This window comes from Propioniciclava soli (assembly GCF_038502305.1).
GTDB classification, from domain to species: Bacteria; Actinomycetota; Actinomycetes; order Propionibacteriales; family Propionibacteriaceae; genus Propioniciclava; species Propioniciclava soli.
Map to the genome: position 1 here is coordinate 3,116,838 of NZ_CP115965.1, position 22,073 is coordinate 3,138,910.

22 protein-coding genes are annotated in these 22,073 nt (G+C 71.5%); 9 read left to right on the top strand and 13 right to left on the bottom strand.

Annotation, left to right across the window (positions count from 1 at the left end; all coding sequences use genetic code 11):
- Positions 1–30 precede the first annotated feature (30 nt).
- Both otsB and PCC79_RS14100 read left to right on the top strand, forming a co-directional pair.
- Entirely contained in the window at positions 31–855 is an 825-nt protein-coding gene (gene otsB / locus PCC79_RS14095) for a trehalose-phosphatase (protein WP_342372194.1), read from the top strand.
- A gap of 103 nt (positions 856–958) precedes the next feature.
- On the top strand, positions 959–1,450 hold the full coding sequence (locus PCC79_RS14100; RefSeq protein WP_232549879.1) for a metallophosphoesterase family protein: 492 nt from the start codon (positions 959–961) through the stop codon (positions 1,448–1,450).
- Positions 1,451–1,453: 3 nt separating this feature from the next.
- On the opposite strand, the gene PCC79_RS14105 is transcribed toward PCC79_RS14100, so the two are convergent.
- Together PCC79_RS14105 and PCC79_RS14110 are read right to left on the bottom strand one after the other, a co-directional pair.
- The gene (locus tag PCC79_RS14105) at positions 1,454–2,767 is read right to left on the bottom strand and encodes an AI-2E family transporter (RefSeq protein ID WP_232549878.1); all 1,314 of its coding nucleotides are present in this window, start codon (positions 2,765–2,767) and stop codon (positions 1,454–1,456) included.
- A gap of 132 nt (positions 2,768–2,899) precedes the next feature.
- Positions 2,900–4,069 carry a hypothetical protein gene (locus PCC79_RS14110; protein ID WP_342372195.1) on the bottom strand — a complete coding sequence of 390 codons (1,170 nt, stop codon included), beginning with the start codon at positions 4,067–4,069 and terminating at the stop codon, positions 2,900–2,902.
- Positions 4,070–4,262: 193 nt separating this feature from the next.
- Between PCC79_RS14110 and PCC79_RS14115 the strand changes: the two genes are divergently transcribed.
- Positions 4,263–5,516: a YihY/virulence factor BrkB family protein gene (locus PCC79_RS14115; RefSeq protein ID WP_342372196.1), complete on the top strand. Its 1,254-nt coding sequence runs from the start codon at positions 4,263–4,265 to the stop codon at positions 5,514–5,516.
- Positions 5,517–5,617: 101 nt separating this feature from the next.
- Positions 5,618–6,817 (top strand): cytochrome P450, encoded by a 1,200-nt coding sequence (locus PCC79_RS14120; protein ID WP_232549875.1) that lies wholly within the window; start codon positions 5,618–5,620, stop codon positions 6,815–6,817.
- Between the two features lie 18 nt (positions 6,818–6,835).
- Here the strand turns inward: PCC79_RS14120 and PCC79_RS14125 are convergent, their stop codons facing one another.
- From PCC79_RS14125 to PCC79_RS14145, 5 genes are all read right to left on the bottom strand, one after another.
- Positions 6,836–8,902, bottom strand: coding sequence for an ArnT family glycosyltransferase (locus tag PCC79_RS14125; protein ID WP_342372197.1), 2,067 nt, complete (start codon positions 8,900–8,902; stop codon positions 6,836–6,838).
- 91 nt (positions 8,903–8,993) lie between these two features.
- Positions 8,994–9,308, bottom strand: coding sequence for a transcriptional regulator (locus PCC79_RS14130; protein WP_232549873.1), 315 nt, complete (start codon positions 9,306–9,308; stop codon positions 8,994–8,996).
- On the bottom strand, positions 9,305–9,775 hold the full coding sequence (locus tag PCC79_RS14135; protein ID WP_232549872.1) for a hypothetical protein: 471 nt from the start codon (positions 9,773–9,775) through the stop codon (positions 9,305–9,307). The genes PCC79_RS14130 and PCC79_RS14135 overlap by 4 nt, the downstream gene beginning before the upstream one ends.
- 114 nt (positions 9,776–9,889) lie before the next feature.
- A complete protein-coding gene (gene manD / locus PCC79_RS14140; RefSeq protein WP_342372199.1) occupies positions 9,890–11,101 on the bottom strand; it encodes a D-mannonate dehydratase ManD in 1,212 nt (403 codons plus the stop codon).
- A gap of 2 nt (positions 11,102–11,103) precedes the next feature.
- On the bottom strand, positions 11,104–12,120 hold the full coding sequence (locus PCC79_RS14145) for an L-idonate 5-dehydrogenase (RefSeq protein WP_342372200.1): 1,017 nt from the start codon (positions 12,118–12,120) through the stop codon (positions 11,104–11,106).
- Between the two features lie 285 nt (positions 12,121–12,405).
- Here PCC79_RS14145 and PCC79_RS14150 point away from each other — a divergent pair, with 285 nt between their 5' ends.
- The gene (locus tag PCC79_RS14150) at positions 12,406–14,181 is read left to right on the top strand and encodes an alpha-amylase family glycosyl hydrolase (protein WP_232549870.1); all 1,776 of its coding nucleotides are present in this window, start codon (positions 12,406–12,408) and stop codon (positions 14,179–14,181) included.
- Between the two features lie 34 nt (positions 14,182–14,215).
- Here the strand turns inward: PCC79_RS14150 and PCC79_RS14155 are convergent, their stop codons facing one another.
- A complete protein-coding gene (locus PCC79_RS14155) occupies positions 14,216–15,340 on the bottom strand; it encodes a DUF3048 domain-containing protein (RefSeq protein ID WP_342372201.1) in 1,125 nt (374 codons plus the stop codon).
- 137 nt (positions 15,341–15,477) lie between these two features.
- Between PCC79_RS14155 and PCC79_RS14160 the strand changes: the two genes are divergently transcribed.
- Positions 15,478–15,837 (top strand): hypothetical protein, encoded by a 360-nt coding sequence (locus tag PCC79_RS14160; RefSeq protein WP_342372202.1) that lies wholly within the window; start codon positions 15,478–15,480, stop codon positions 15,835–15,837.
- Positions 15,838–15,941: 104 nt separating this feature from the next.
- Here PCC79_RS14160 and PCC79_RS14165 read toward each other — a convergent pair whose 3' ends face one another.
- Both PCC79_RS14165 and PCC79_RS14170 read right to left on the bottom strand, forming a co-directional pair.
- Complete coding sequence (locus PCC79_RS14165; protein WP_342372203.1) at positions 15,942–16,538, bottom strand: hypothetical protein; 597 nt, start codon at positions 16,536–16,538, stop codon at positions 15,942–15,944.
- 2 nt (positions 16,539–16,540) lie between these two features.
- Positions 16,541–16,957, bottom strand: coding sequence for a helix-turn-helix domain-containing protein (locus PCC79_RS14170; RefSeq protein WP_232549866.1), 417 nt, complete (start codon positions 16,955–16,957; stop codon positions 16,541–16,543).
- 159 nt (positions 16,958–17,116) lie between these two features.
- Here PCC79_RS14170 and msrA point away from each other — a divergent pair, with 159 nt between their 5' ends.
- Complete coding sequence (gene msrA, locus PCC79_RS14175; protein WP_342372204.1) at positions 17,117–17,782, top strand: peptide-methionine (S)-S-oxide reductase MsrA; 666 nt, start codon at positions 17,117–17,119, stop codon at positions 17,780–17,782.
- Between the two features lie 43 nt (positions 17,783–17,825).
- Here msrA and PCC79_RS14180 read toward each other — a convergent pair whose 3' ends face one another.
- The 3 genes from PCC79_RS14180 to rfbA are packed head-to-tail and all read right to left on the bottom strand — an operon-like array spanning position 17,826 to position 19,512.
- Positions 17,826–18,203, bottom strand: coding sequence for a barstar family protein (locus PCC79_RS14180; protein ID WP_232549864.1), 378 nt, complete (start codon positions 18,201–18,203; stop codon positions 17,826–17,828).
- Positions 18,200–18,631, bottom strand: coding sequence for a ribonuclease domain-containing protein (locus PCC79_RS14185; RefSeq protein WP_232549863.1), 432 nt, complete (start codon positions 18,629–18,631; stop codon positions 18,200–18,202). Before PCC79_RS14185 ends, PCC79_RS14180 begins: the two co-directional genes overlap by 4 nt.
- Before the next feature lie 8 nt (positions 18,632–18,639).
- The gene (gene rfbA, locus PCC79_RS14190) at positions 18,640–19,512 is read right to left on the bottom strand and encodes a glucose-1-phosphate thymidylyltransferase RfbA (protein WP_232549862.1); all 873 of its coding nucleotides are present in this window, start codon (positions 19,510–19,512) and stop codon (positions 18,640–18,642) included.
- Positions 19,513–19,635: 123 nt separating this feature from the next.
- Between rfbA and rfbB the strand changes: the two genes are divergently transcribed.
- Together rfbB and PCC79_RS14200 are read left to right on the top strand one after the other, a co-directional pair.
- Positions 19,636–20,634 (top strand): dTDP-glucose 4,6-dehydratase, encoded by a 999-nt coding sequence (gene rfbB, locus PCC79_RS14195; protein WP_232549861.1) that lies wholly within the window; start codon positions 19,636–19,638, stop codon positions 20,632–20,634.
- A 38-nt stretch (positions 20,635–20,672) separates the two neighbouring features.
- Positions 20,673–22,058 (top strand): sugar nucleotide-binding protein, encoded by a 1,386-nt coding sequence (locus PCC79_RS14200; RefSeq protein ID WP_342372205.1) that lies wholly within the window; start codon positions 20,673–20,675, stop codon positions 22,056–22,058.
- The last annotated feature ends 15 nt before the right edge of the window (positions 22,059–22,073 follow it).

A 22,073-nucleotide genomic window follows, 5' to 3' on the forward strand; every position in this document is an offset into this window, starting at 1 on the left:
TCCGGCCTCCGGCGTGACAGGGTGGAGAACATGCACATCACCTCCGACGCCGGCCGCGCCGCCTGGTCCGCCATCGTCGCCGACCCCGCCTCGACCCTCGTGTGCAGCGACTTCGACGGCGTCCTGTCCCCCATCGTCCCCAACCCCGACGAGGCCTGGGCATCCGAGGCCACCCTCGGTGCCCTCGAACGGCTCGGGGGGCGCGTGGCCAAGGTCGCCGTCGTCACCGGACGCCCCGCGCGGCAGGCCGTCCGCCTCGGCCGCCTGGACGCCCGCGACGGCCTCGGGTCGGCGTCCGTGCTGGGGTTGTACGGATTCGAGCGTTGGGACGCCGGGACGGGCGCCTTCGACGAGCCCGAGGCGCCGGCTGGGGTTGCGGAGGCGGCCGCCGAACTGCCGGCGCTCTTGGCCGGGCTGGATCTGTCGGGCGCTCGCATCGAGTACAAGCGGCTCAGCGTCGGCGTCCACACCCGCGAGTTGCCCGACCCGGCGGGCGCGTTCGAGCGCCTCACCGCGCCGTTGGCGGAGCTGGCCGGACGCCACGGCCTGCAGACCGAGCCCGGCCGCCTCGTGATGGAGTTGCGCGCCCGGGGCCTCGACAAGGGCGACGCGATCCACCGCCTCGTCGACGAGGTGGAGCCCACCACGATCATGTACGCCGGCGACGATCTCGGCGACCTGCCCGCGTTCCGCGCCGTCCGCGATCTGCGCGACTCCGGCCGCGTCAAGGCCCTGCTGATCTGCTCCGGTTCCGATGAGCAGGACGCCCTCGTGGCGGTGTCCGACGTGGTCGTCGACGGCCCGGACGGCGTCGCCGCGTTGTGGAACGCCCTGGCAGACGAACTGGCCGGCTGATCGGAACACGCGACCGACGCCTCGGCCCGCTCGGACGGTCGCCGTCACGGGTGCCCAGCAGAACGCTGGCCCTCGAGCGGCCAACGCGCCCTAGGCTGCACCCATGAGGGTGCTGGTGGTGTCGGACACGCACGCGCCGCGTCGGTGGAAGGGCCTCCCGGAGGCGTTGTTGCCGGCGCTGGCGTCCACCGACGTGATCCTGCACGCCGGCGACGTGTGTGAGCCGTCGGTGTTGGACGCCCTGGCCGCCCACGCGCCCGTCCACGTCGTGGCGGGCAACAACGACGGCCCGGACGTGGTCGCCTGGGGCGCACCGGAGCGGTTCGAGGTGGTCTGGGAGGGCGTCCGGCTCGCCATGGTGCACGACGCGGGCGCCAAGACGGGCCGCGGCCGCAGGATGCGCCGGTGGTTCCCCGACGCCGACGTGGTGGTCTTCGGCCACTCCCACATCCCGATGGACCTCGTCGAGGACGGCGTCCACCTGTTCAACCCCGGCTCGGTCACCGACCCCCGCCGCGAACGCATCGGCAGCTACGGCTGGCTGGAACTCGCGAACGGTGCCGTCACGCGGCACGAGATCGTGCGCGTGCGCTGACGTCTAGGAGGAGGGCGCCTGCAGCCGCTCGCCGCCGGGGCGGTCGGGCGTGCCGGCCCCTCCGGGTGAGGCATGGTCCTGGGCAGCCTGTTCGGCAGCATCGGCCTCGGCCTCCGCCTCCTCGGCGAGCCAGGTGGGCGACGCGTCGCCCAACCGCGGGGGGTTCTTGATCTCGGCCTGATCCCCCATCAGCTTCTTGGGTGAGTCCGTCAGCGCGCTGCCACCCTCGGCCAGCATCGGGAAGGGGTCGAGGTCGTTGAGGTAGAGCACGATGCTCTTGATGGTGGCGATCACCGGCACCATGAACAGCGCGCCGACGAGCCCGAAGATGTAGGTGGCCCCGGCCACCGAGAGCAGGATGAGCAGCGGGTGCACGTTGACCGCCTTGCCCATGAGCAGGGGGGCCAGGACGTTGCTCTCGATCTGCTGCACCGCCACGCAGATGGCCAAGATGACGAGGGCGGCGGTGATCCCCTTGAAGGCGAGGGCGATGAGCACGGCGATCGCACCCGACACGATGGCACCGACGAAGGGGATGAAGCACAGCACGAACGTGATCACCATGATGGGCACGACGAACGGCAACCCCATGAAGAAGGCACCGGCGCCGATGCCGATGGCGTCCACGGCGGCCACGATCACCTGCGTGCGGCAATAGGTGCTCAGCGTGACCCAGCCCCGGCGACCGGCCTCCCACAGCCGGCGGCGATGGTCCTTGGGGAGCAGGGTGAGCAGGCCGGACGCGATGCGGTCACCCTGGGCCAGGAAGAAGAAGGTGGCGACCAGGGCCAGGATGCCCGCGATGACGACCTGCGCAGCGGTCACGCCGTAGCCGAGCGCGCCCTGGGCCAGGCTGGCCTGGTTGTCGGTGAGCCACTGTTGCGCCTGGTTGATGGCCTCGTTGAGCTGCTCCCGGCCGATGGGCAGCGTGGACACCACCCACCCGCGCAGGTCCTCCAGCTGACCCTGGAACACGCCCACGATGTCATCCATCCCGGCGGCCAACTGTGCCCCCGACACCCAGAGCAGGGCCGCCACGGCCCCGATGGCCACGAGCACCGTCAGCGCGGCGGCGAGCGACCGCGGGAGGCGCAGGCGGTGGTTGAACAGCACCTGCAGGGGCATGAGCAGGCCGGCGAACAGGATCGACAGCGCCGTCGGCACGAGGATCGAACTCAGCAGCGAGCCCGCCTCCGCGACCATCCGGACAGCCCAGCCGATGAGGACGATGAGCAGGCACACCACGAGGACGGCCCGGAGCCCGGGATGCTCGTCGAAGAAGGTTCGGTTGGGCTGGGGCCGCGCGGTGGATGACACGGCGCCATGCTGCCCGCCCTGTCGTCCCGGCGCAACACCCACACGGGTAGACCCGAATGCCGGGCGCCCCGGCCCCTCGAGCTCTCGGGCGCGCGCGGCGATCCCCCGGCACGGCGCGCGCCGTCGCTGCGCTCACCCGCTCTGGACGACCTTGCGCAATACCGGGGGCGTCGAGGTCGGCCTGGCGGTGACCACGGGCGGTGTGACCACGGGGGGCGTGACGGCCGGCGACGGCGTGGGCGTCGGGCTCGGGCTGGGCGTCGGGCTCGGGGTCGGCGTGATCTCCGAACCGGCCGCAAACCCACCGACGTCGTAGCCCTCCACCGCGGTGCGGGCCGTCCAGGTCTCCGGCCCGCCGGCGTAGCTGACGGTGGCCTGGTCGCTCCAGGGACCCTCTCCGGTGAACGTCATCCCCAGGCGGAGCCGGATGAACTGGTCGTCCTGCGTCGTCGTCACGGTGTAGGTGCCTGCGGTGCCCACGGCGGTCAGGTCGGCGTGGCGGGTGGTGTCGCAGCTGCCGTCCGCCGCCGACAGGCCGGGTGCCCCCCAGGTGTCGACGCAATCGAAGCCGCGGGCCCACAGGACACCGGTGATGGACTGCCCGGCCGAGGTCAACGTGTCGGTGAAGGCGACCTCGGTGCCCGCGGTGGGGATCACCGGGGACTGAATCACGACGACGCCGGTGCCGTCCCCGTTGTCGATCCCGTACTTGGCCGCGTCGACGGGCACGACGGGGCAGTCGGGCGGGCACGGCTCGGTGCCGATGTCGACGACCGGCCGCGTCTCGCCGTTGACGTCCACGACGACCGGCACCGTCTGGTCACGCTCGAGGCTGCTCGTCAGGCGCGCGGCCGTCCAACCGTGGGCCGAGACGCCGCTGTGGGTGGCCGCGTAGTCGGTGAGCGTGAACGTCATGGTCCGCGCCGGGCCGTCCACGGCCATCACCGCGACGGTGTCGGCCTGCGGCGTCGCCGACGAGGTGCCGTCCGCGTTCAGGTACAACGTGGTGGTCAGGATGTCGACGAACAGGTCGGGCAGGGTGATGACCGCCTCGCAGCCCTCGGCGAGCCCGTCGAGGTTCGATAGGGTGGCGGCGATCTCGAACTTGTCCCACGGGCGCGACGTGTCGATGTCGCGGGCCTCGTTGGTGACGGTGACGGCCACCCGGTCAGCGGGGATCGTGCAGTCTGCGGCCACCGCGCGCAGCGGCGCCGCGACCAGCAGGGCCGCCAGCAGCGCCAGCGCGAGGCACAGCGCCGCCCAGCGTTGGCGGAGGTGCGGCAGGGAAATGGCTGTGCTCATCTGATCCTCGTTCCGGGGTGCGCGGACCACCGTCGGCGGGGTCGCGAAAGTCACAGTAGCGGCTCCGGAGTCCGTCCGACAGGGAAATTTCACTCTTGACTGTGAGGAATTTGTCCGTGAGCGGCGAGAGGCGGCTCTCCGCCAGCAGGATACGGTGGTGCCTGAACTGCGCACGTCGAGAAGGAAGAAGGCCATGGCCCCCGACACCGCTCCCCACCCGGACGACCCCCGCAAGCCGGACAGTCCGACTGACATCAAGGCACCCAACTGGAAGTTCGTGCTCAAGAACGCCGTGCGCGAGTTCTCCGACGACCAGTTGCCGGACGCCGCCGCCGCGCTCACCTACTTCACCGTCTTGTCGATCTTCCCCGCGCTGATCGCGCTCGTGTCGATCCTGGGTCTCTTCGGCCAGAGCGGAGACACGCTCCGCACCCTGATCCAGGACCTGCGCGACCAGGGCGCACTGCCCAGCGGCGCGATGGACACGATCATGCCGGTCATCGACAACCTGCTCGACGCCCCGGCCCCCGGTCTCGGCCTCTTCCTCGGTCTGGCGATCGCCCTGTGGACGGCGTCGAACTACGTGAAGGCGTTCAGCCGCGCGATGAACCGCATCTACGAGGTGGGCGAGGGCCGCGGACCGATCAAGTTCAACCTCAGCATGTATGCCCTCACCGCCGGCATGCTGACGCTGCTGGCGTTGGCGATCGTGGGCGTGGCCGTCTCCGGCCCCCTCGCGCAGTCCCTCGGCAACATGATCGGCCTGGGCGACATCGCCCTGACCGTGTTCAACATCGCCCGCTGGCCCGTGATCGCCGCGATCGTGGTCGTCCTCGTCGCACTGCTCTACTGGGCGACGCCCAACGTCCGGCAACCGAAGCCCCACTGGTTCAGCCCCGGTGCGATCTTCGCCATCGTCGTGGCCGGCATCGCCTCGCTCGCGTTCGGGTTCTACGTGTCGAACTTCGGCTCCTACGACGAGACCTACGGCGCGCTGGCCGGCGTCATCATCTTCTTGTTCTGGATCAACATCATCAACATGGTGCTGCTCTTCGGCGCCGAGGTGGACGCCGAGCTCGAGCGCGGGCGCCAGCTCCAGGGCGGCATCGCGGCCGAGGAGGAGATCCAGCTGCCGCTGCGCGACGAGAAGGGCGTGATCAAGAAGAAGGAGAAGCAGGCCGAGGCCATCGAGGAGGCCCGCGAGGTGCGGTTGACCGCCGGCGAGTCCTCCGATCCGGATTCGGACGCCGACGATGCGGGCTCCGATTCCGGCACCGATTCCGATTCCGACTCCAGTTCCGACCCCGAGACCGGTTCCGAGAACGCCGGCCGTGGCGGACGCGGAGCGAGCGCCGCGTCCCCGGAGGAGGTCGCGGACTCCAAGAAGGTCCAGCAGGAGCAGGAGGCCGAGGAGGCCAAGCCGGTGAACCACTACCCCGACCTCTGATCGCCCGGGCGGGGGCGAGCCCCAGACGGGGTCGGCGTCCGGTGAATCGACGAATCGGCACCTGCGGCGTGCGGACCTGGCATACCTGACAGGATGGAATCGTGACCACGGAACCCAACCTGCGCCGGGCGACCAAACCCGGAGAGGCGGGGGGGCCTCGCCGGGAGCGGATCGGCCAGGTGTGGCGCATCCGGTCGCTGGAGGGCGCCCGTCAGGTGCTGCGCGCCCGCCATGCCACCACCCAGGCGGGCTTCACCGCGGAGGCGATCCCGAAGGGCGTCCTGCGACACCACCCGATCCTGATGTCCGACGGACCGCTCCACGACGAACAGCGGTCGAAGGTGGGCCGGTTCTTCGCCCCGAAGGTGGTGCAGGAGCGCCACCGGCCGACGATGGAGTCCTGCGCGGACGCCCGCGTGGCCGAGGCGGCGGCGTCCGACAGCGTCGATCTGGCCGAGCTCGCCCTGCACTACTCGGTGGAGGTCACCGCCGAGGTGGTGGGCCTCACGAACTCCCCGGTCCGGGCCATGGCCCGTCGGCTCGTCACGTTCTTCCGTCAGCCCCCGTTCGACATCACGCGACCCGACCTCGGCCGCACGAAGCGGCAGTGGATGCAGGCGGCGTTCAACGGCCTCGTGCCCATCGTCCGGTTCCACCTCGCCGACGTCCGCCCCGCCATCGCCGAACGTCGCCGGCAACCGCGGGCTGACGTCATCAGCCACTTGATCGAGGAGGGCTACACCGACACCGACATCTTGGTCGAGTGCGTCACGTACGGCACGGCCGGCATGGTCACCACCCGCGAGTTCATCTGCATGGCGGCCTGGCACCTGCTCACCCACGAGCCGTTGCGGCGCCGCTACCTGGTGGCCGACGAGGCGGAACGCCACGCAATTCTCAACGAGATCATCCGCCTGGAGCCGGTGGTGGGCCACCTCTATCGGCGCGCCACCGAGCCCATCGAGGTCAGCGATCGTGGCGAGACCACGCGCATTGAGCCCGGCGACCTCATCGACGTGTGCGTCCGCGACACCAACACCGATCCGGACGCCGTCGGGGCGTGCCCCTACGACCTGCGGCCGGGTCGCACCATGCCGCGCGGCGTGGACGCGTCAGGCCTCACCTTCGGCGACGGCGCCCACCGCTGCCCGGGCCAGCCGCTCGCGATCATGGAGTCCGATGTGCTGCTGACCCGCCTGCTGGCCCGCTCCCCCGAGATCGTCCGCGAGCCCGACCTCGGCTGGGACGACCTCATCGAGGGTTACACGCTGCGCGGCTTCCAGATCCGCCTCACCCGCTGAGGCCGGCCGGCACCGCGTTCACCCGCACACGTACAGGCCGGAGACGGGGGCGTCCGTCGCGGCCTCGCAGTGCTCGGTCACCCATGTGGTCAGCTCCGCGTCGCCGGACCGGTCACGCCCCTGACCACCACCGCCCCCGAGCAGCACATGGTGGAGTTCGCCGGCCGACACCATCGCGGCCAGCTGCTCGGCGGTGACATTGGGGATGGATCCGGTGAACCCACCGATGGGCAGAACCGCACCCCCGGCCAGGACGTACTCCCCGCCGCCCTGCGACCCGACCACGGCCAGCTCGAAGCGCGTGCCCGGGTTGTGGGCGCGGATCCAGGCCAAGGTCTCCGCGGCCTGCCCCTCACCGACCCCGGGTTGCCCACCAGCTCCCCTGGTTGCGCCACCGGGACCCGAGAAGCCCTGACCGGCGGGGACACCCGGTTGTCCGCTGGCAGGCAGGTCGTCCGGCCTGCCGTTGCCAGGAGCGGTCGGGGCGGCGCCCGGGTCGCCGGATGAGGCGGCACCTGGCGCGGTGGCACCCGGCGCACCGGGGGGAACTGCGCCCGTCGTCCCACCCTGAGCACCACCGGGCGGGCGGCCACCCCCAGCGCCGCCACCGCGGGGCATTCCGCCCCCGCCGCCCATGGACTGCACCGGGCCGGCGGCTGGCCCGATGTTCGAGCCGCTGTACCCCAGCTGGGTGGTCGAGGCAGCCCAGGCGGCGGGGGTGATCAGCAGCGATGCGGCGAGCGCACCGGCGGCCGCAGGGGCCACGGCCCGTGGCGGCGTCCGGAGGAAGCGCTGCGCCAACAGCGCCGCCAACCCCACCACCCCGAGCACCACCACGGTGGGCACCAGCCACGACAGGAAATCCGGGTAGCGGGTCTGGAGCCAGACCGTCCAGGCGAGCGAGGCGGCCACCCCCGCCGGGAGCAGCCAACCACTGGCGTGGCCCGCCCGCCACGCCCGCCACGACAACACGACGCCCGCGACGGCGAGCGCGGCCACGGCGGGGGCGAGTGCCTCGACGTAGAAGGAGTGGGCGACGCGTCCGAGCGAGAACGCGAGGGCGTGCGTCACGAGCCACACCCCCCACATCACCACGCCGGCCCGGACGGGGTCGGTGCGCGGTCGGCTACGCAACCACCAGAGCCCGCCCGCGAATCCGAGGAGGGCCAGCGGATACAGCCACCCGACCTGGGTGGCCACGTCGGAGGTGAACAGGTAGCTCCAACCCCCCGTGCCGCCGGGCGTGCCGCCCCCCTCCGTGTGGCGGGAGAACAGGTTGTAGCCGAAGACCATCGCCCACGCCGAGTTGGACGCTGAACCGTCGATCCAGGGGCGTCGATCGGCCGGAACCACCGAGGCGACCACCAGCCACCACAGCGACACGACGGCCGTCACGACCCCCGCCACGAGGACGTGACCGGTCCGGCGACGCTTCGTGCCGGGCGCGAACAGCCAGTAGGCCACAGCCAGCGCCGGCAGCACCCCCCAGGCCTGGACCATCTTCACGTTGAACGCCGCGCCCACGAGCGCACCACACAGCACCAGCCAGCCGAGGCGTCCGGACTGCACGGCGCGCGTCCACGCCCACGCCGCGCAGATCAGCAGGAACATGAGCCAGGTGTCGACGATCTGGCTGTGTGCGAGGGCCGCCACCACCGGAGTCGTCGCCAGGACGGTGGCCGCCGCCAGGGCGGCGCGCGGGCCGAGCCACCGCCGTACGGTGGCGAACAGGACGCCGACGGCGGCCACGGCGGCCACCACCTGTGGCAGCAGCACCGACCAGGTGGAGTAGCCGAAGACGCGTGCCGACAGGGCCTGGAGCTGGAAGGCGCCCGGCAGCTTGTCGAGGGTCAGCATGGCCTGCGTGTCCTGGGCGCCCCAGAACCAAGCCTCCCAGCTGTGGGCCATGGCGTAGACGGCCGGGCCGTAGTAGTTGTGCACCAGACCGAGCGGGATGCCTGCGGCGTACCCGACGCCGGCGAGAACCATCAGGGAGGCCAGAGCGACCCAGATCCACCGGGGTGTTCGCACAACGGACGTGTCACGGAGCGAAGGAGCCGCGGACGCGGCGGGTGAGGCGGTCACGCCGACAGGTTCCGGCCCTCCCCTGTGTCAACGCTGTGCCCGGGCTTTCGTGGTGCTGCGGACGCAGGCGGCCAGCGCGGACCCGTGTTTTCTACCGGTCGGGGCCAGACGACCCCGAGGCGATGATGGCGCGCAGCGCGGCCACGTGCCGGCGGTAGGCGCCGCGTCCGGACGCCGTGAGCGACACCCAGGTGCGCGGGCGCCCCACCGCCTGTCGCCGCTTGGCGAGCGTGACGTACCCGGCGTCCGCGAGCACCCGCAACTGTTTGGAGAGCAGCGAGGTGGAGATGCCGAGCCCCTCCTCGAGCACGCCGAACTCCAGCGCGGTCACCGGCTCCAACGCGGCGCACAGGCGCAGCCTGGTGGGGGCGTGGATGAGTTCGTCGAACTCGGCGCTGTCGCTCACGTGCGGTCGTAGGGCCCGTAGTCGCCCCGAGTGAGACGACGCACCTCATACGCCTCCTGCAGCCGCAGGTAGGCGAAGACAGCGGGTGTCACGAGGGCGAACACCGCGACGTACCACCATGCCGATCGGCCCGGGTCGCGGAGCACTTGGCCGACCAGGACCATCGTGACGTAGGCGATGGTGAAGAAACCACCGTGCGCCAGGACGCCGCGGTCGTCCGTGAGCCGACCCGTCCGGCGTCGGCTGCGCAGCGCCAACACCCCGCAGAGGACGGACGCGACCACGGCCACCACCGCGCCGGGGACGGTCCAGCTGAAGAACCCCGTCCACGCGATGCCAATGAGGGCGGCGGCCAGCGCGTCCTGCCACGCCGGACGCCGCGAGGCCAGCACCGCGGCGCGACGGGCATCCTCGGTCAGGTCGAGCTGCTCGGACGCCTGTGAGCGGCTGGGTGGGGGTTCAGGCATGGAGCTCCTCCCGGTGCTCCCCGAAGGGAAGTTGGTTGCCAACCATTCAAGTGTGGCTCTCGCTTGAACGTACGTCAACCAACTCGCCGGCCCGCCCTCACCGCCGGCGGCCCATCACCAGTCCCACAGCGTGCCGTCGGCCAACCGGGCGACGGGCAGGTACTTGCGCTCGTAGGGGAATTTCTTGGCCGCCTCCTCGTCCACCTCCACGCCGAGCCCCGGGGCGTCCGAGAGCCAGACGCGGCCGCCCTCAAGCCGGTAACCAGGCCGGAACACCTCGTGCGTCACCGGCAGGTGAGCCATGTACTCCTGGATGCCGAAGTTCGGGATCGTGATGTCCAGCGCCAGCGCCGCGGCGAGGCTCACCGGGGAGAGGTCGGTCGCGCCGTGGGAGCCGGAGCGAACGTGGTAGAGCGCCGCGAGGTCGAAGATCCGCCGCAGGTGGGTGATGCCGCCGGCGTGCGACACCGACGTGCGCACGTAGTCGATGAGCTGCTCAGTGATGAGGGTCTGCACGTCCCAGATCGAGTTGAGCACCTCACCCACGGCGATCGGCGTCGACGTGCGCTGCCGAATCAGCCGGAAGCCCTCCTGGTTCTCCGCCGGGGTCGGGTCCTCCATCCAGAACAGCTTGAGCTCTTCCACGCTGCGCCCGAAGCGACCCGCCTCATTGGGCGTCATGCGGTGGTGGCAGTCGTGCAACAGGTCGAAGTCGAACCCGAAGCGCTCGCGCACGGCCGCCAGGTAGGCCGGCGCCTGGTCGAGGTAGGCCCGGGTGTCCCAGCCCGTCTCGGTGGGCAGGGAGCCGTCCGCCGGGTCGTACGTGCTACCGGCCGCGTGCGCCCCGTACGCCTGCGGGACGCCGACGAGCCCGGTCTGCGCCCGCACGGCGGTGAAACCGAGATCCAGGAACCGGCCGACGTCATCCACCATCTCGGCAAGGTCGCCGCCGGCGGCGTGGCCGTACACCAGGACGTTCTCGCGCGCCTTGCCGCCGAGCAGCTCGTACACCGGCAGGTTGGCCCGCTTGCCCTTGATGTCCCACAACGCCACGTCCACCGCAGCGATCGCCGTCATCGTGACCGGCCCCCGCCGCCAGTAGGCACCGCGGTAGAGGTACTGCCACGTGTCGCCGATGCGGGAGGCGTCGCGTCCGATGAGGCACGGCACGACGTGCTCGGTGAGGTAGGACGCCACCGCCAGCTCGCGGCCGTTGAGGGTCGCATCCCCCCAGCCGACGATCCCGTCGCTGGTGGTGATCTTCACCGTGACGAAGTTGCGCCCCGGCGAGCAGACGATGACGTCGCAGCGCGCGATCGTGTCCACGCCTACTCCTCCCCCCACAGCGACACGAGCACCTTGCCGGACGCCTGCGCGTCGCGCGCCACGGCGAACGCCCGCTTGGCGTCGTCCGCGTCGATGACGTGGGTGACGATCTGGCCCAGCTCCGGGCGCGAGGCGAGCAGCGCCACGGCCTCGTCCATCTCGTCGTTGAACCGGAACGTCGCGCGGTACTCGAGTTCCTTGCTCACCATCGGGCCCAGGTTCACCGCGATGGGCTCGTTGGGCAGATTGCCCACCTGCACCACCACGCCCGCGCGACGGGCGGCCCCGATCGCGGAGCTGATCGCCGGCGCCACGCCGGAGCACTCGAACACCACGTCGTAGTGCGTCTGGGGCACGCCGCCCGCCGCTGCGGGGTACGTGGCCGCCGCGCCGAGCCCCGCAGCACGCTCCAGCGGACCGCCGAGCATGTCGGAGGCATCCACGGACGCCGCCCCGCGGGCCAGCGCGGCCGCCACGACGCACAGGCCGATGGGGCCACAGCCGATGACCAGCACGGACGCCCCGCTGAGGTCACCGGCCACGCCAGCCGCGTGCAGGGCCACCGACAGCGGCTCGGCCAGCGCGGCCGTCCGCAGGTCGAGGCCGTCGGGCAGCAGCCGCAGCATCGACGCGGGCACCGTCTTGTACTCCGCCATGCCACCCTGGGTGTGCGGCGTGGTGGAGGCGCTGCCGTAGTACGCCCCGCCCGGCCACAGGTGGGGCCGGTCCTCCAGCCCGGGCTGGGGCTCGCCGTGGGTGGCGGGTGCGATCGTGACCGGAGTGCCGGGCGCGAAGTCGCCCGACGGGTCGAGGTCGACGGTGGCCGACATCTCGTGCCCGGGGGTGAGGGGTTCGCGCAGCACGAACACCCCGGAGGCGCCGTGGAAGTAGTAGTGCAGGTCGGAGCCGCAGATGCCGCCGTAGGCCATGCGGACGCGCACCTCCCCCTCGGCCGGTTCGGGCATCGGCGCTTCCTCGACGCGGATGTCCTCCTTGCCGTGGATCTTCAGCACCTTCACGGGGTCCTCCTCACCACCGACGGTCGGACGCCCTCGCCCGCACCGGGGCGTCCTCCCATCGGGGGCCGGGACGCCGCGCGCCCCCAAGGGGGCACGGCCCCAGCGTGCCACACGGTGCGCCGCCCTCGGATCGGTTCAGGCACCTCCTGTCACAGTCGCACGACCCGGCACCGGGCGCGCACCGCGCTGGCAGGACGTCGCACGCCGCGCGTGCGGCGTCCACTAGGGTGAGCGCACTCCCGCAGCGTCGCGCGAGCCCACGCACGACGACCGAGAGGAGCCCCCGTGGCCGCTCACCTGCCCGGCATGGGCGCCATCAAGGCGTCCCGGGGCTTCGCCTTCCGCGTCTGGGCCCCCCACGCCGACGCCGTCAGCGTCTTCGGCGAATTCAATGACTGGGACGCCGAGGCCAATCCACTGAAGAGCGAGGGCAACGGGTACTGGTACGTGCGCGTGCCGAAGGCGAAGGCCGGCCACGAGTACAAGTTCTGGATCACGAACGGGGAGAACTCCTTCGCGCGCCGCGACCCGTACGCCCCGCAGGTGACGGATTCCGTGGGCAATGCCGTGATCTACGACCAGGCGGCCTTCGACTGGGAGGGCACGCAGGCCCACTGCCCGCCGCACCACGAGCTGGTGATCTACGAGCTCCACGTCGGCACGTTCAACCAGGGCCCGGACGCCGATGGCACGCTGCACGATGTGGTCGACCGGCTCGACCAGCTTCGCGACCTCGGCGTCAACGCCATCCAGCTCATGCCCGTCGCCGAGTTCGCCGGCGACATGTCGTGGGGTTACAACCCGGCCGACCCGTTCGCGGTGGAGAGCTCCTACGGCGGCCCGGACGCCCTGAAGACCCTCGTCCGGGCGGCCCACCAGCGCGGCCTCGCCGTCATCCTCGACGTCGTCTACAACCACTTCGGCCCCTCCGACCTCGATCTGTGGCAGTTCGACGGCTGGCAGGAGAACGGCCTGGGCGGGATCTACTTCTACAACGACTGGCGCTCCGCGACGCCCTGGGGAGACACCCGCCCTGACTACGGCCGCGAGGAGGTCCGCCGCTACATCCGCGACAACGCGCTCATGTGGTTGCGCGAGTACCACATGGACGGCCTGCGCCTGGACATGACGCCCTACATGCGCAGCGTGGACGGGACCGAGTTCAACCTGCCCGAGGGCTGGAGCCTGATGCGCTGGCTCTCCGAGACGATGCGCGAGGAGTTCCCCGGCCGCATCATCATCGCCGAGGACCTGCACGGCGACGCGTCCGTCACCTCGCTGGCCGAGGGGGGCGCCGGCTTCCACGCCCAGTGGGACAGCCAGTTCGTCCACCCGGTCCGCGAGGCCCTGGAGAAGACGAACGACGCGTGGCGCTCGCTGGCGGAGGTCTCGAGCGCGCTCACGCACAGCTACGGCGATCCCTTCGCCCGCGTCATCTACACCGAGAGTCACGACGAGGTCGCCAACGGCCGCTCGCGCGTGCCCGCGTCCGTCGACGAGGGTGACCAGTCCGGCTGGGCCGCCCAGAAGCGCTCGACGCTGGGGGCCGCGCTCATGCTGACCGCACCAGGCATCCCGATGCTGTTCCAGGGCCAGGAATTCCTCGAGGGCGGCTGGTTCCGCGACGACGTGCCGCTCGACTGGCGGCGGCGGGAGGACTTCGCGGGCATCGCCAACCTCTACGCCGACCTGATCACGCTACGGCTCAACCGATGGGGGTCCACCCGAGGCCTGACGGCGGGCAACATCGACGTGTTCCACGCCGACGAGGAAGCCAACCTGCTGGCCTACCACCGGTGGGCTGACGGCGGCCCGGGCGACTCCGTGGTCGTCGTCGCCAACCTCAGCGCCCAGGCGCTGGAACACCGGCGCATCGGGTTGCCGGCGGCGGGGAGGTGGACGCTGCGCTTCAACTCCGACGCCCCGTCCTACAGCGCGCTGTTCGGCACCCTGGCGAGCTTTGATCTGGACGCCGGAACCGACGGGGCCGACGGGCTGCCGTGCAGCGCCGAGGTGACGGTCGCGCCCTACAGCGTCCTGATCTACAGCCAGGACGCCTGAGCGGCCGCGGCCGTCGGCCCCGCGCAAGGCGACGTCAGGAGATCTGGACGGCGGCGTCGGCGCGGGGCAGCTCGACAAAGGTGCGCCCCGGCGCGACGCGCAGCGGCTCGCCGCTGTCGAGCGTGAACTGGAAGGGGGCGTCCACCCCCGCCTTGCTCCACTGCCCCGAGACCGCACGCCCACCGTGGGCGTAGTGGAACCGACCCGAGGCGTCCGTCACCTCGTGGATGGGCTCCGGCCCGCCCTCGCCCTCGGCGAGCTTGGCGCTGCCCTGCCCGGCCAGGATGACGAGAACGTTGTCGGTCGTGACGCGGGAGCCGTCGGCCAGCACGTGCGGCCCCCACGGCATGCTTCGCTCGTACCTCCCGGACGCCGCATCGAACACGTAGCCCATCGCGTAGTCGCTGCCCGACTTCCACGGCACGATCACCGTGGTCGCCGGGAAGCCGGCCTCGGTGCTCGGGGTCTGCTCCCCCGTGGCGTAGGGCAGGTAGGGGGCGGGCGGGCCGTCGGCGAACCGGCCCGTGACCTCGGCGAGCAGCGCCGGGTGGCACCGCACCGCCCGGTCGTAGTACTTCTTGCCGCTGAGGGTGCGGATGCGCGACGGGTCAATGGAATAGGCCCCCGTGCCGCGCGTGGCGAGGTAGGTGTGTCCGGTGTCGAGAATGTCGCTGCGCTGCGCCAGGTAGGACGCGACCCAGCCGGCGGCGCCCGTGCTGCCGACGACGGCGCGCAGTGGCCCGAGCAGCGCAAGGTCGGAGGGCCGCAGCGAGCGGACGGGGCCGGCGGCGTCCGGGAAGCGGGAGTGGAACACCGGCACGAGGCGGGTGGCGCTCTCGCCGTGGGCGTCGGGGTAGCCGTCGAGTTGGACGAACACCAGGTCGGCGTCGTTCAGGCCCAGCTGGGGGTGTTCGACGCGGGTGTCGGGCACCTTCACCGCCACCGCCGCGTGTTGAACCAGCGCCGGGTCGTCCACCAACTGGCCGGTCAGCGGCCAGCGCGGCCGTGCGTCGGGTTCGGGGGTGGGTGTGACGGACGGGGCGGGTGCGGTGGGCGTGGCGGTCGGCGTCGGACTCGGCGCGGCGGCCGGGGCGGAGCACCCGACCGCCGCCGTGCCGACGAACGCCGCCAGGATCGCGCGACGCGAGAGGGGGGTCATGGCCGGCACAGTAGCGTCGCCGCGCCTGGGTGGGGTGGCACGCCGTGCCACCCATGGGGAAATCTGCCCGGACTCTCGACCGGGGGTCGATGCCGGCCCCCCGTCGGATTGTCGGAGCCGCCCCCTAGGGTGCGGCCATGCCCTCGTTCCGGCTCGAACTGGAGATCCTCGACGTGCGGCCGGGGCACGCCCCGCCCGAGGTGCTCGCCACCCTGCTCGGGCAGCTGCGCGCCTCCGGTCACCACCTCGACGGGCACGACCTCGACGTCGTGGCCGGGACGCCGCGCCTCTACGTCCGGTTCGTCGTGCCCGACAGCAACGACGCCGAGGAGGACGCGGAAGCGTTCATCGCCGCCGACACCGCGCGCAAGGCCGTGGACGCCGCCGCCGTGCCCGGCCGGTTGTGGGTGCTGCGTCGCCGCAAGGGTGCCTGGTTGCCCGCCCGCTGGCACCACCCCTCCCCGCTGGGCGACCACGTGCGCTACGACGACGGCTGACCCGACGGCCGGCAGGCACCCCGGTCGGCCCCCCGAAGCCCGGCAGGGCCGCGGGGGCCCGGCCTGTCGGCCGGACCCGCGCGGTGGTGCTGTTTAGGTACTGGTCAGTCGCGGTGCTCGGTGTTCGACTCCCCCGGCCAGGTCTGGTCGGGTGCGGCGTCCTCCGGCGCGGTGGGCGGCACGTCGGTGTCGAGGAAGGTGGTGTCGGTGGTCGTCTCCTCGACGAACTCGGGCGCCACGACGGTGTCGGCGTCGTCGGCGTCCACACCCTCGTTGACATCGAAGGCCCCGTCGGGGCGGGCGGCGCGGGACTCCTTCACCTGCTGGGAGAAGTCGGAGACGGCGCTGCGACCCCGCTCAGCCATGTCGTGGTACTGCCGGGTCACCTCGTCGAGGAAGACCTTGAACTGGTCCGGCATGCCGTCCACGAACTGCTTGAAGTTGGGGTCGATGCCCTCCGGGGTCTTCTCGGCGAGCTGGCGACGCTGCGTGTCGAAGAACTCGCGCGCCTTCGCGGCGATGAGGTCGGCCACGCCCGCGGCCGCGAAGGCCGTCTCGGACGCGAACTTCACCGCGGCCTCGCCCACCTTCTCGGGCGTCAGCTTCTCGCCGTCACCGAAACCGGCGGTCGGCTGCGTGCGGTCGGCGGTCACGTCCTCGACGAACTCGCCACGGGTCTGGTCGTTGTGCTGGTCGGACATGTTCACTCCTCGTGCTGGGCCGGGCTTGCCGGCTCGTGGGGTTGATTCGGCTCGGGTGACTGGTCGGCCAGGCCGGTGAAGGCCCGGTAGACCCCGATGAGCGCCTGCTGTTGCGCCGGGGACAGCTTCGGATCGGTGGAGATGACGCGTTCTGTCGCGGTGGGTCGGTCGTCGACCCCCTCGAGCAGACCGGCCCGGATGTACAGCGACTCGGCCGACACCGACAAGGCGGTGGCGATCTGGTTCAGTACCTCCGCGGACGGCTTGCGCAGCCCCCGTTCGATCTGGCTGACATAGGGATTGGAGATCCCGGCGCGATCGGCGAGTTGACGAAGCGACATCTCGGCGGCGCGCCGCTGGCTTGCGATGAAGTCCCCGAGCGCGGTGCGCTCGTGGTGGTGGACCTCCTCGCCTGCCATGGCCCCATCCTGCTAGCTGGAGTTAGCGCTGGCAACCCCCTGTCACCCCGTTCGTGACCCTGAGACAGCCCCGATGAGCCGCTCGGGGGCGGGTGATGGCGCTTGCCGGCCCGCATCCCGGCAAGCGCCTTGCTTGCCCGCCGCACGTAGGCTCGGGCCATGTTCGGAAAGCCTCGCCTCGTGGATCCTCGCCTCGCCCTCCCCGGTCGCGACACCCCCGTCCTGCCGCCCGGCGTCGTCCACGACGTCTTCGGCACCGACGTGCTCGCCACCCCCGGCGGCTCGCAGGTCGCGTACTTCGCTCTGGGCTGTTTCTGGGGCGAGGAGAAGCTGTTCTGGCAGATCCCCGGGGTGACCAACACCGCGGTGGGTTACCTGGGCGGGTTCACGCCGAACCCCACCTACCAAGAGGTGTGTTCGGGCCGCACCGGCCACGCCGAGACTGTCCGCGTCTGCTTCGACCCGGCGCAGGTCGGCTACGACGACCTGCTCACGCACTTCTTCGAGGCCCACGACCCCACCCAGGGCATGCGGCAGGGCAACGACGTGGGCACGCAGTACCGCTCGGCCCTCTTCACGGTCGGCTCCGAGCAGGCGGACGCCGCCGCCGCGGCCCGCGACCGGGCGCAGGAGGCCTACGCGTCTGCCGGCTACGGCGCGATCACCACCGAGATCACCCCGGCGGCCGGGGGCACCGGCAGTGGCGGTGCCGACGCGGACGGTGTGACCTTCTACCCCGCTGAGGCGTACCACCAGCAGTACTTGGTCAAGAACCCGGGCGGCTACTGCCCGATCCACGCGACCGGGGTTGCCTGCCGGGCCTGAGCGCCCACGAGCCCCGCGTTTCCCCCGCGGTGGTGCGAACGGTTCAGCGGCTCTTCGTGTCGGCCAGGACGAAGGCGAAGCCGGGCTTGCGGCGCGTCCGGGCGGCCAGCACCTCGCTGATGGTCTCCCACGCGGCCGGATGGGCGTCCGCGAAGGCCCCACCGCGGGCCCAGACGAGCACGGTGGGCTCGGTCAGGTCGCGCAGGCTGTCCTCCAACGCATCCAGGTTGGCGCCGAAGGAGTCGCCGAACCGGAGCGAACGGCCCACCTCGACCAGCGCGGCACGGCGCGCCCGCTTGCCCTCCTCGTCGGTGTCGACGTGGACGACCCGGGCCGTCCAGCCCGCCAGCCGCCAGTCGCCGGCGACCGATTCGGCCGATGCGGTCGTGACGTACATGCCGGGCGCGAAGGTCGCGTTCATCGGCGGATCCTCTCGAAGCTGTCGTAGTGGTCTGCGGTCCAGTAGTACTCCCCGCCCGCGCCGACGACGATGCGGCGGGCGCCGCGGTCGTCCGCACCGGGGGTCTCGACCGTGAACTCGCGATAGTAGCCCTCCGGCTGGGCGGGCAGCAGGCCCTCGCGGTTGGAGAACGTCTCGCCGTCGGCGCGGTAGGGGTACGGCGGGCCGGCCGCGATGATGTCCACCGTGTCGGACGCCTCGGGCGGCAGCGCGGCGAGCTCCACCCAGGCCAGGCCCGAGACGGGGTCGGCGCGCACTGATGCGTCCGCGGTTGCGGCCGCCGGCGTGGCGGCCTGCTGCGGCCCGGCGCTCAGCGCGCCGCCGAGGCCGGCGAGGCCGAACGCCAGGCCCGCCACGAGCAGCACGATGACGACCCACGTGGCCGCCACGCGCGGCTTCACCGGACGTCGCGCGCGAGCAGATTGAGCAGATAGTCCCCGTAGCCGGACTTCACGAGCCGCTCCGCGCGCTCCCGAAGTTCGTCATCGCTGAGGAAGCCCTGACGCCACGCCACCTCTTCGGGGCAGCCCACCTGGAGCCCCTGACGCGCCTGCACCGTCCGCACGAAGTTGTTGGCATCGTTGAGGGACTCGAACGTGCCCGTGTCGAGCCAGGCGGTGCCGCGGGTCAACACCTCGACCTGCAGGTCGCCCCGCTCGAGGTAGACCCGGTTGACGTCGGTGATCTCGTACTCACCGCGCGCGGAGGGCTGCAGGTTGGCGGCGATGTCGACGACGTCGGCGTCGTAGAAGTACAGGCCCGGCACGGCGTAGTTCGACTTCGGAGCGACGGGCTTCTCCTCCAGCGAGACGGCCCGGAAGTCCTCGTCGAACTCCACGACGCCGTAGTCGCTGGGGTTCGCCACCCAGTAGGCGAACACCGCGGCACCGTCGATGTCGCCGTACTTGCGCAGCTGCCGGCCGAGACCGGGGCCGTAGAAGATGTTGTCGCCGAGCACCAGCGCGCACTTCTCGCCGCGGGCGAAGTCGGCACCGATCGTGAAGGCCTGGGCCAGGCCCTTGGGCTCCGGCTGGGTGGCGTACGTGATGGAGATGCCGAACTGCGAGCCGTCCCCGAGGAGGCGTGCGAAGGCGTCCGCGTCGTGCGGGGTGGTGATCACCAGCACGTCGGCGATGCCGGCGAACATCAGTGTGGAGAGCGGGTAATACACCATCGGCTTGTCGTACACCGGGACGAGCTGCTTGCTGGTCGCCTGGGTGATCGGGTGGAGCCGAGTGCCGGACCCCCCGGCGAGAATGATGCCGCGCATGGCTCCATCATGGTGCTTTTCACCGCCGGGCGCGAGGCGACGCGACGCCGATTCCGGCCTGCGGCGCGCGCACAGTCGGCGAACGGCGGCGCCCCCGCGAGTGAGCCGATAGACTCGGCTGCCGTGTCCCACTACCTCGTGACCGGCGGCGCCGGCTTCATCGGCAGCAACTTCGTCCGCTCGGTCGTCGACGGCACCGACCACAAGGTGACGGTGCTCGACAAGCTCACGTACGCCGGACGCCGCGCCTCCCTGGACGATCTACCCGAGAACCGGGTCCGCCTGGTCGTCGGCGACATCACCGACGCCGAGTTGGTCGGCTCCCTCGTGGCCGACGCCGACGTGGTCGTCCACTTCGCCGCCGAGTCGCACAACGACAATTCCCTGAACGACCCGTCGCCGTTCATCGACACGAACCTCGTCGGCACGTTCACCCTGCTGGAGGCGTGCCGGCGCCACGGCGTCCGCTACCACCACATCTCCACCGACGAGGTGTACGGCGACCTGGAGCTCGACGACCCCGAGCGTTTCCACGAGACGACCCCGTACAACCCGTCCAGTCCCTACTCCTCCACGAAGGCCGGCTCCGACCTGCTGGTGCGGGCGTGGGTGCGGAGCTTCGGCGTCGAGGCCACGATCAGCAACTGCTCCAACAACTACGGGCCGCGCCAGCACGTGGAGAAGTTCATCCCCCGCCAGATCACGAACCTGATCGACGGCGTCCACCCCAAGCTGTACGGCGCGGGGCTCAATGTGCGCGACTGGATCCACGTCGACGACCACAACGCCGCCGTGCTGCGCATCATCGAGGCGGGCCGCATCGGCGAGACGTACCTGATCGGCGCCGACGGCGAGATGAACAACAAGGACGTCGTCGAGATGATCCTGCGCCTCATGGGCCACCCCGCCGACGCCTACGACCACGTGAACGACCGGCCGGGCCACGACCTGCGCTACGCGATCGACTCCACCAAGCTGCGCACCGAGCTGGGCTGGACGCCGACGTACACCGCGTTCGAGGCCGGGTTGGCCGCCACCATCGACTGGTACCGCGCGAACGAGGGGTGGTGGCGTCCGATGAAGGAGGCCACCGAGGCCAAGTACGCCCGCACCGGCCAGTAGTGCCCCCCTTCCCCGCCGCTCGACCCACGGAGACTTCCATGACCGACCTCGCCGTCCACACCACCGCCATCCCGGGGCTGCTGGTCGTCGACCTGCCCGTGCACGGGGACGCCCGCGGCTGGTTCAAGGAGAACTGGCAGCGGGCGAAGATGGTGGCCCTCGGGTTGCCCGACTTCGCGCCGGTGCAGAACAACATGTCCTACAACGCCGACGCCGGATCGACCCGCGGCCTGCACGCCGAGCCGTGGGACAAGCTGGTGGGCTTGGCCCACGGCCGGATCTTCGGCGCGTGGGTCGACCTGCGGGAGGGGCCGACGTTCGGCACCAGCTTCACCCTCGAGATGGGGCCCGAGCGGGCGGTGTTCGTGCCGCGCGGCGTCGCCAACGGCTACCAGGCCCTCGAGGCGGACACGGCGTACAGCTACCTCGTCAACGACCACTGGTCACCGGAGGCGCGGGCGTCCTACACCTACCTCAACCTGGCCGACGAGACCGCCGCCATCGCGTGGCCGATCCCGCTGGCCGAGGCCACGATCTCGGACGCCGACGCCCAGCACCCGCGGTTGGCCGACGTGGTGCCGATGCCACCGCGCACGACCGTGATCGTCGGCGCGCAGGGCCAGCTCGGGCGCGCGCTGCAGCAGGCCTTCCCGGACGCCGCGGCCCTGGACCGTGATGAGCTCGACCTCACCGACGCCGACGCGGTCGCCGCGTACCCGTGGGGGGGCGTCGGCACCGTCATCAATGCGGCCGCCTACACCGCGGTCGACCAGGCCGAGAACGCCGAGGGACGCGCCGCGGCCTGGGCCCTCAACGTGGGCGCCCTGACGAACCTGGTCGCCGTGGCCCGCGAACACCGGATGACGCTGGTGCACGTGTCCAGCGACTACGTGTTCGACGGCGAGGCGGAGGAGCACGACGAGGACGAGCCGTTCAGCCCGCTCGGGGTGTACGGCGTCACGAAGGCCGCCGGCGACGCGCTGGTCGCGACCCTGCCGGCCCACTACGTCGTCCGCACCTCCTGGGTGATCGGCGAGGGCAAGAACTTCGTGCGCACCATGGCGTCGCTGGCCGAGCGGGGCGTCGCGCCGGCGGTGGTCGACGACCAGTTCGGGCGGCTCACGTTCACCACCGACCTGGCCGACGGCATCGCGCACCTGCTGGCGTCCGGGGCGCCGTACGGCACCTACAACCTCACCAACGACGGCGCCGTCCGCAGTTGGTTCGAGATCGCCCAGCAGGTGTTCGAGCTGACCGGCCACGCGGCGTCCGACGTGTCGCCGCAGACCACCGAGGCGTTCGCCGAGGGCAAGGTCGTCTCGCCCCGCCCGCGTCACAGCGCCCTGGCGCTGGGCAAGATCAAGGCCACCGGGTTCGTCCCCCGCGACGCCGACGATGCGCTCCGGGAGTACCTGCGCGCCTGAGCCGGCGCCTGCCCC

Excerpts from the sequence above, each read along its gene's own strand:
- msrA (WP_342372204.1), top strand. The coding sequence starts at position 17,117 with ATGTTCGGAAAGCCTCGCCTCGTGGATCCTCGCCTCGCCCTCCCCGGT.
- PCC79_RS14170 (WP_232549866.1), bottom strand. The coding sequence starts at position 16,957 with ATGGCAGGCGAGGAGGTCCACCACCACGAGCGCACCGCGCTCGGGGAC.
- PCC79_RS14110 (WP_342372195.1), bottom strand. The coding sequence starts at position 4,069 with ATGAGCACAGCCATTTCCCTGCCGCACCTCCGCCAACGCTGGGCGGCG.
- rfbA (WP_232549862.1), bottom strand. The coding sequence starts at position 19,512 with ATGCGCGGCATCATTCTCGCCGGGGGGTCCGGCACTCGGCTCCACCCG.
- PCC79_RS14200 (WP_342372205.1), top strand. The coding sequence starts at position 20,673 with ATGACCGACCTCGCCGTCCACACCACCGCCATCCCGGGGCTGCTGGTC.
- otsB (WP_342372194.1), top strand. The coding sequence starts at position 31 with ATGCACATCACCTCCGACGCCGGCCGCGCCGCCTGGTCCGCCATCGTC.
- PCC79_RS14135 (WP_232549872.1), bottom strand. The coding sequence starts at position 9,775 with ATGCCTGAACCCCCACCCAGCCGCTCACAGGCGTCCGAGCAGCTCGAC.
- PCC79_RS14180 (WP_232549864.1), bottom strand. The coding sequence starts at position 18,203 with ATGAACGCGACCTTCGCGCCCGGCATGTACGTCACGACCGCATCGGCC.
- PCC79_RS14165 (WP_342372203.1), bottom strand. The coding sequence starts at position 16,538 with ATGTCCGACCAGCACAACGACCAGACCCGTGGCGAGTTCGTCGAGGAC.
- PCC79_RS14155 (WP_342372201.1), bottom strand. The coding sequence starts at position 15,340 with ATGACCCCCCTCTCGCGTCGCGCGATCCTGGCGGCGTTCGTCGGCACG.
- PCC79_RS14115 (WP_342372196.1), top strand. The coding sequence starts at position 4,263 with ATGGCCCCCGACACCGCTCCCCACCCGGACGACCCCCGCAAGCCGGAC.
- PCC79_RS14160 (WP_342372202.1), top strand. The coding sequence starts at position 15,478 with ATGCCCTCGTTCCGGCTCGAACTGGAGATCCTCGACGTGCGGCCGGGG.
- PCC79_RS14100 (WP_232549879.1), top strand. The coding sequence starts at position 959 with ATGAGGGTGCTGGTGGTGTCGGACACGCACGCGCCGCGTCGGTGGAAG.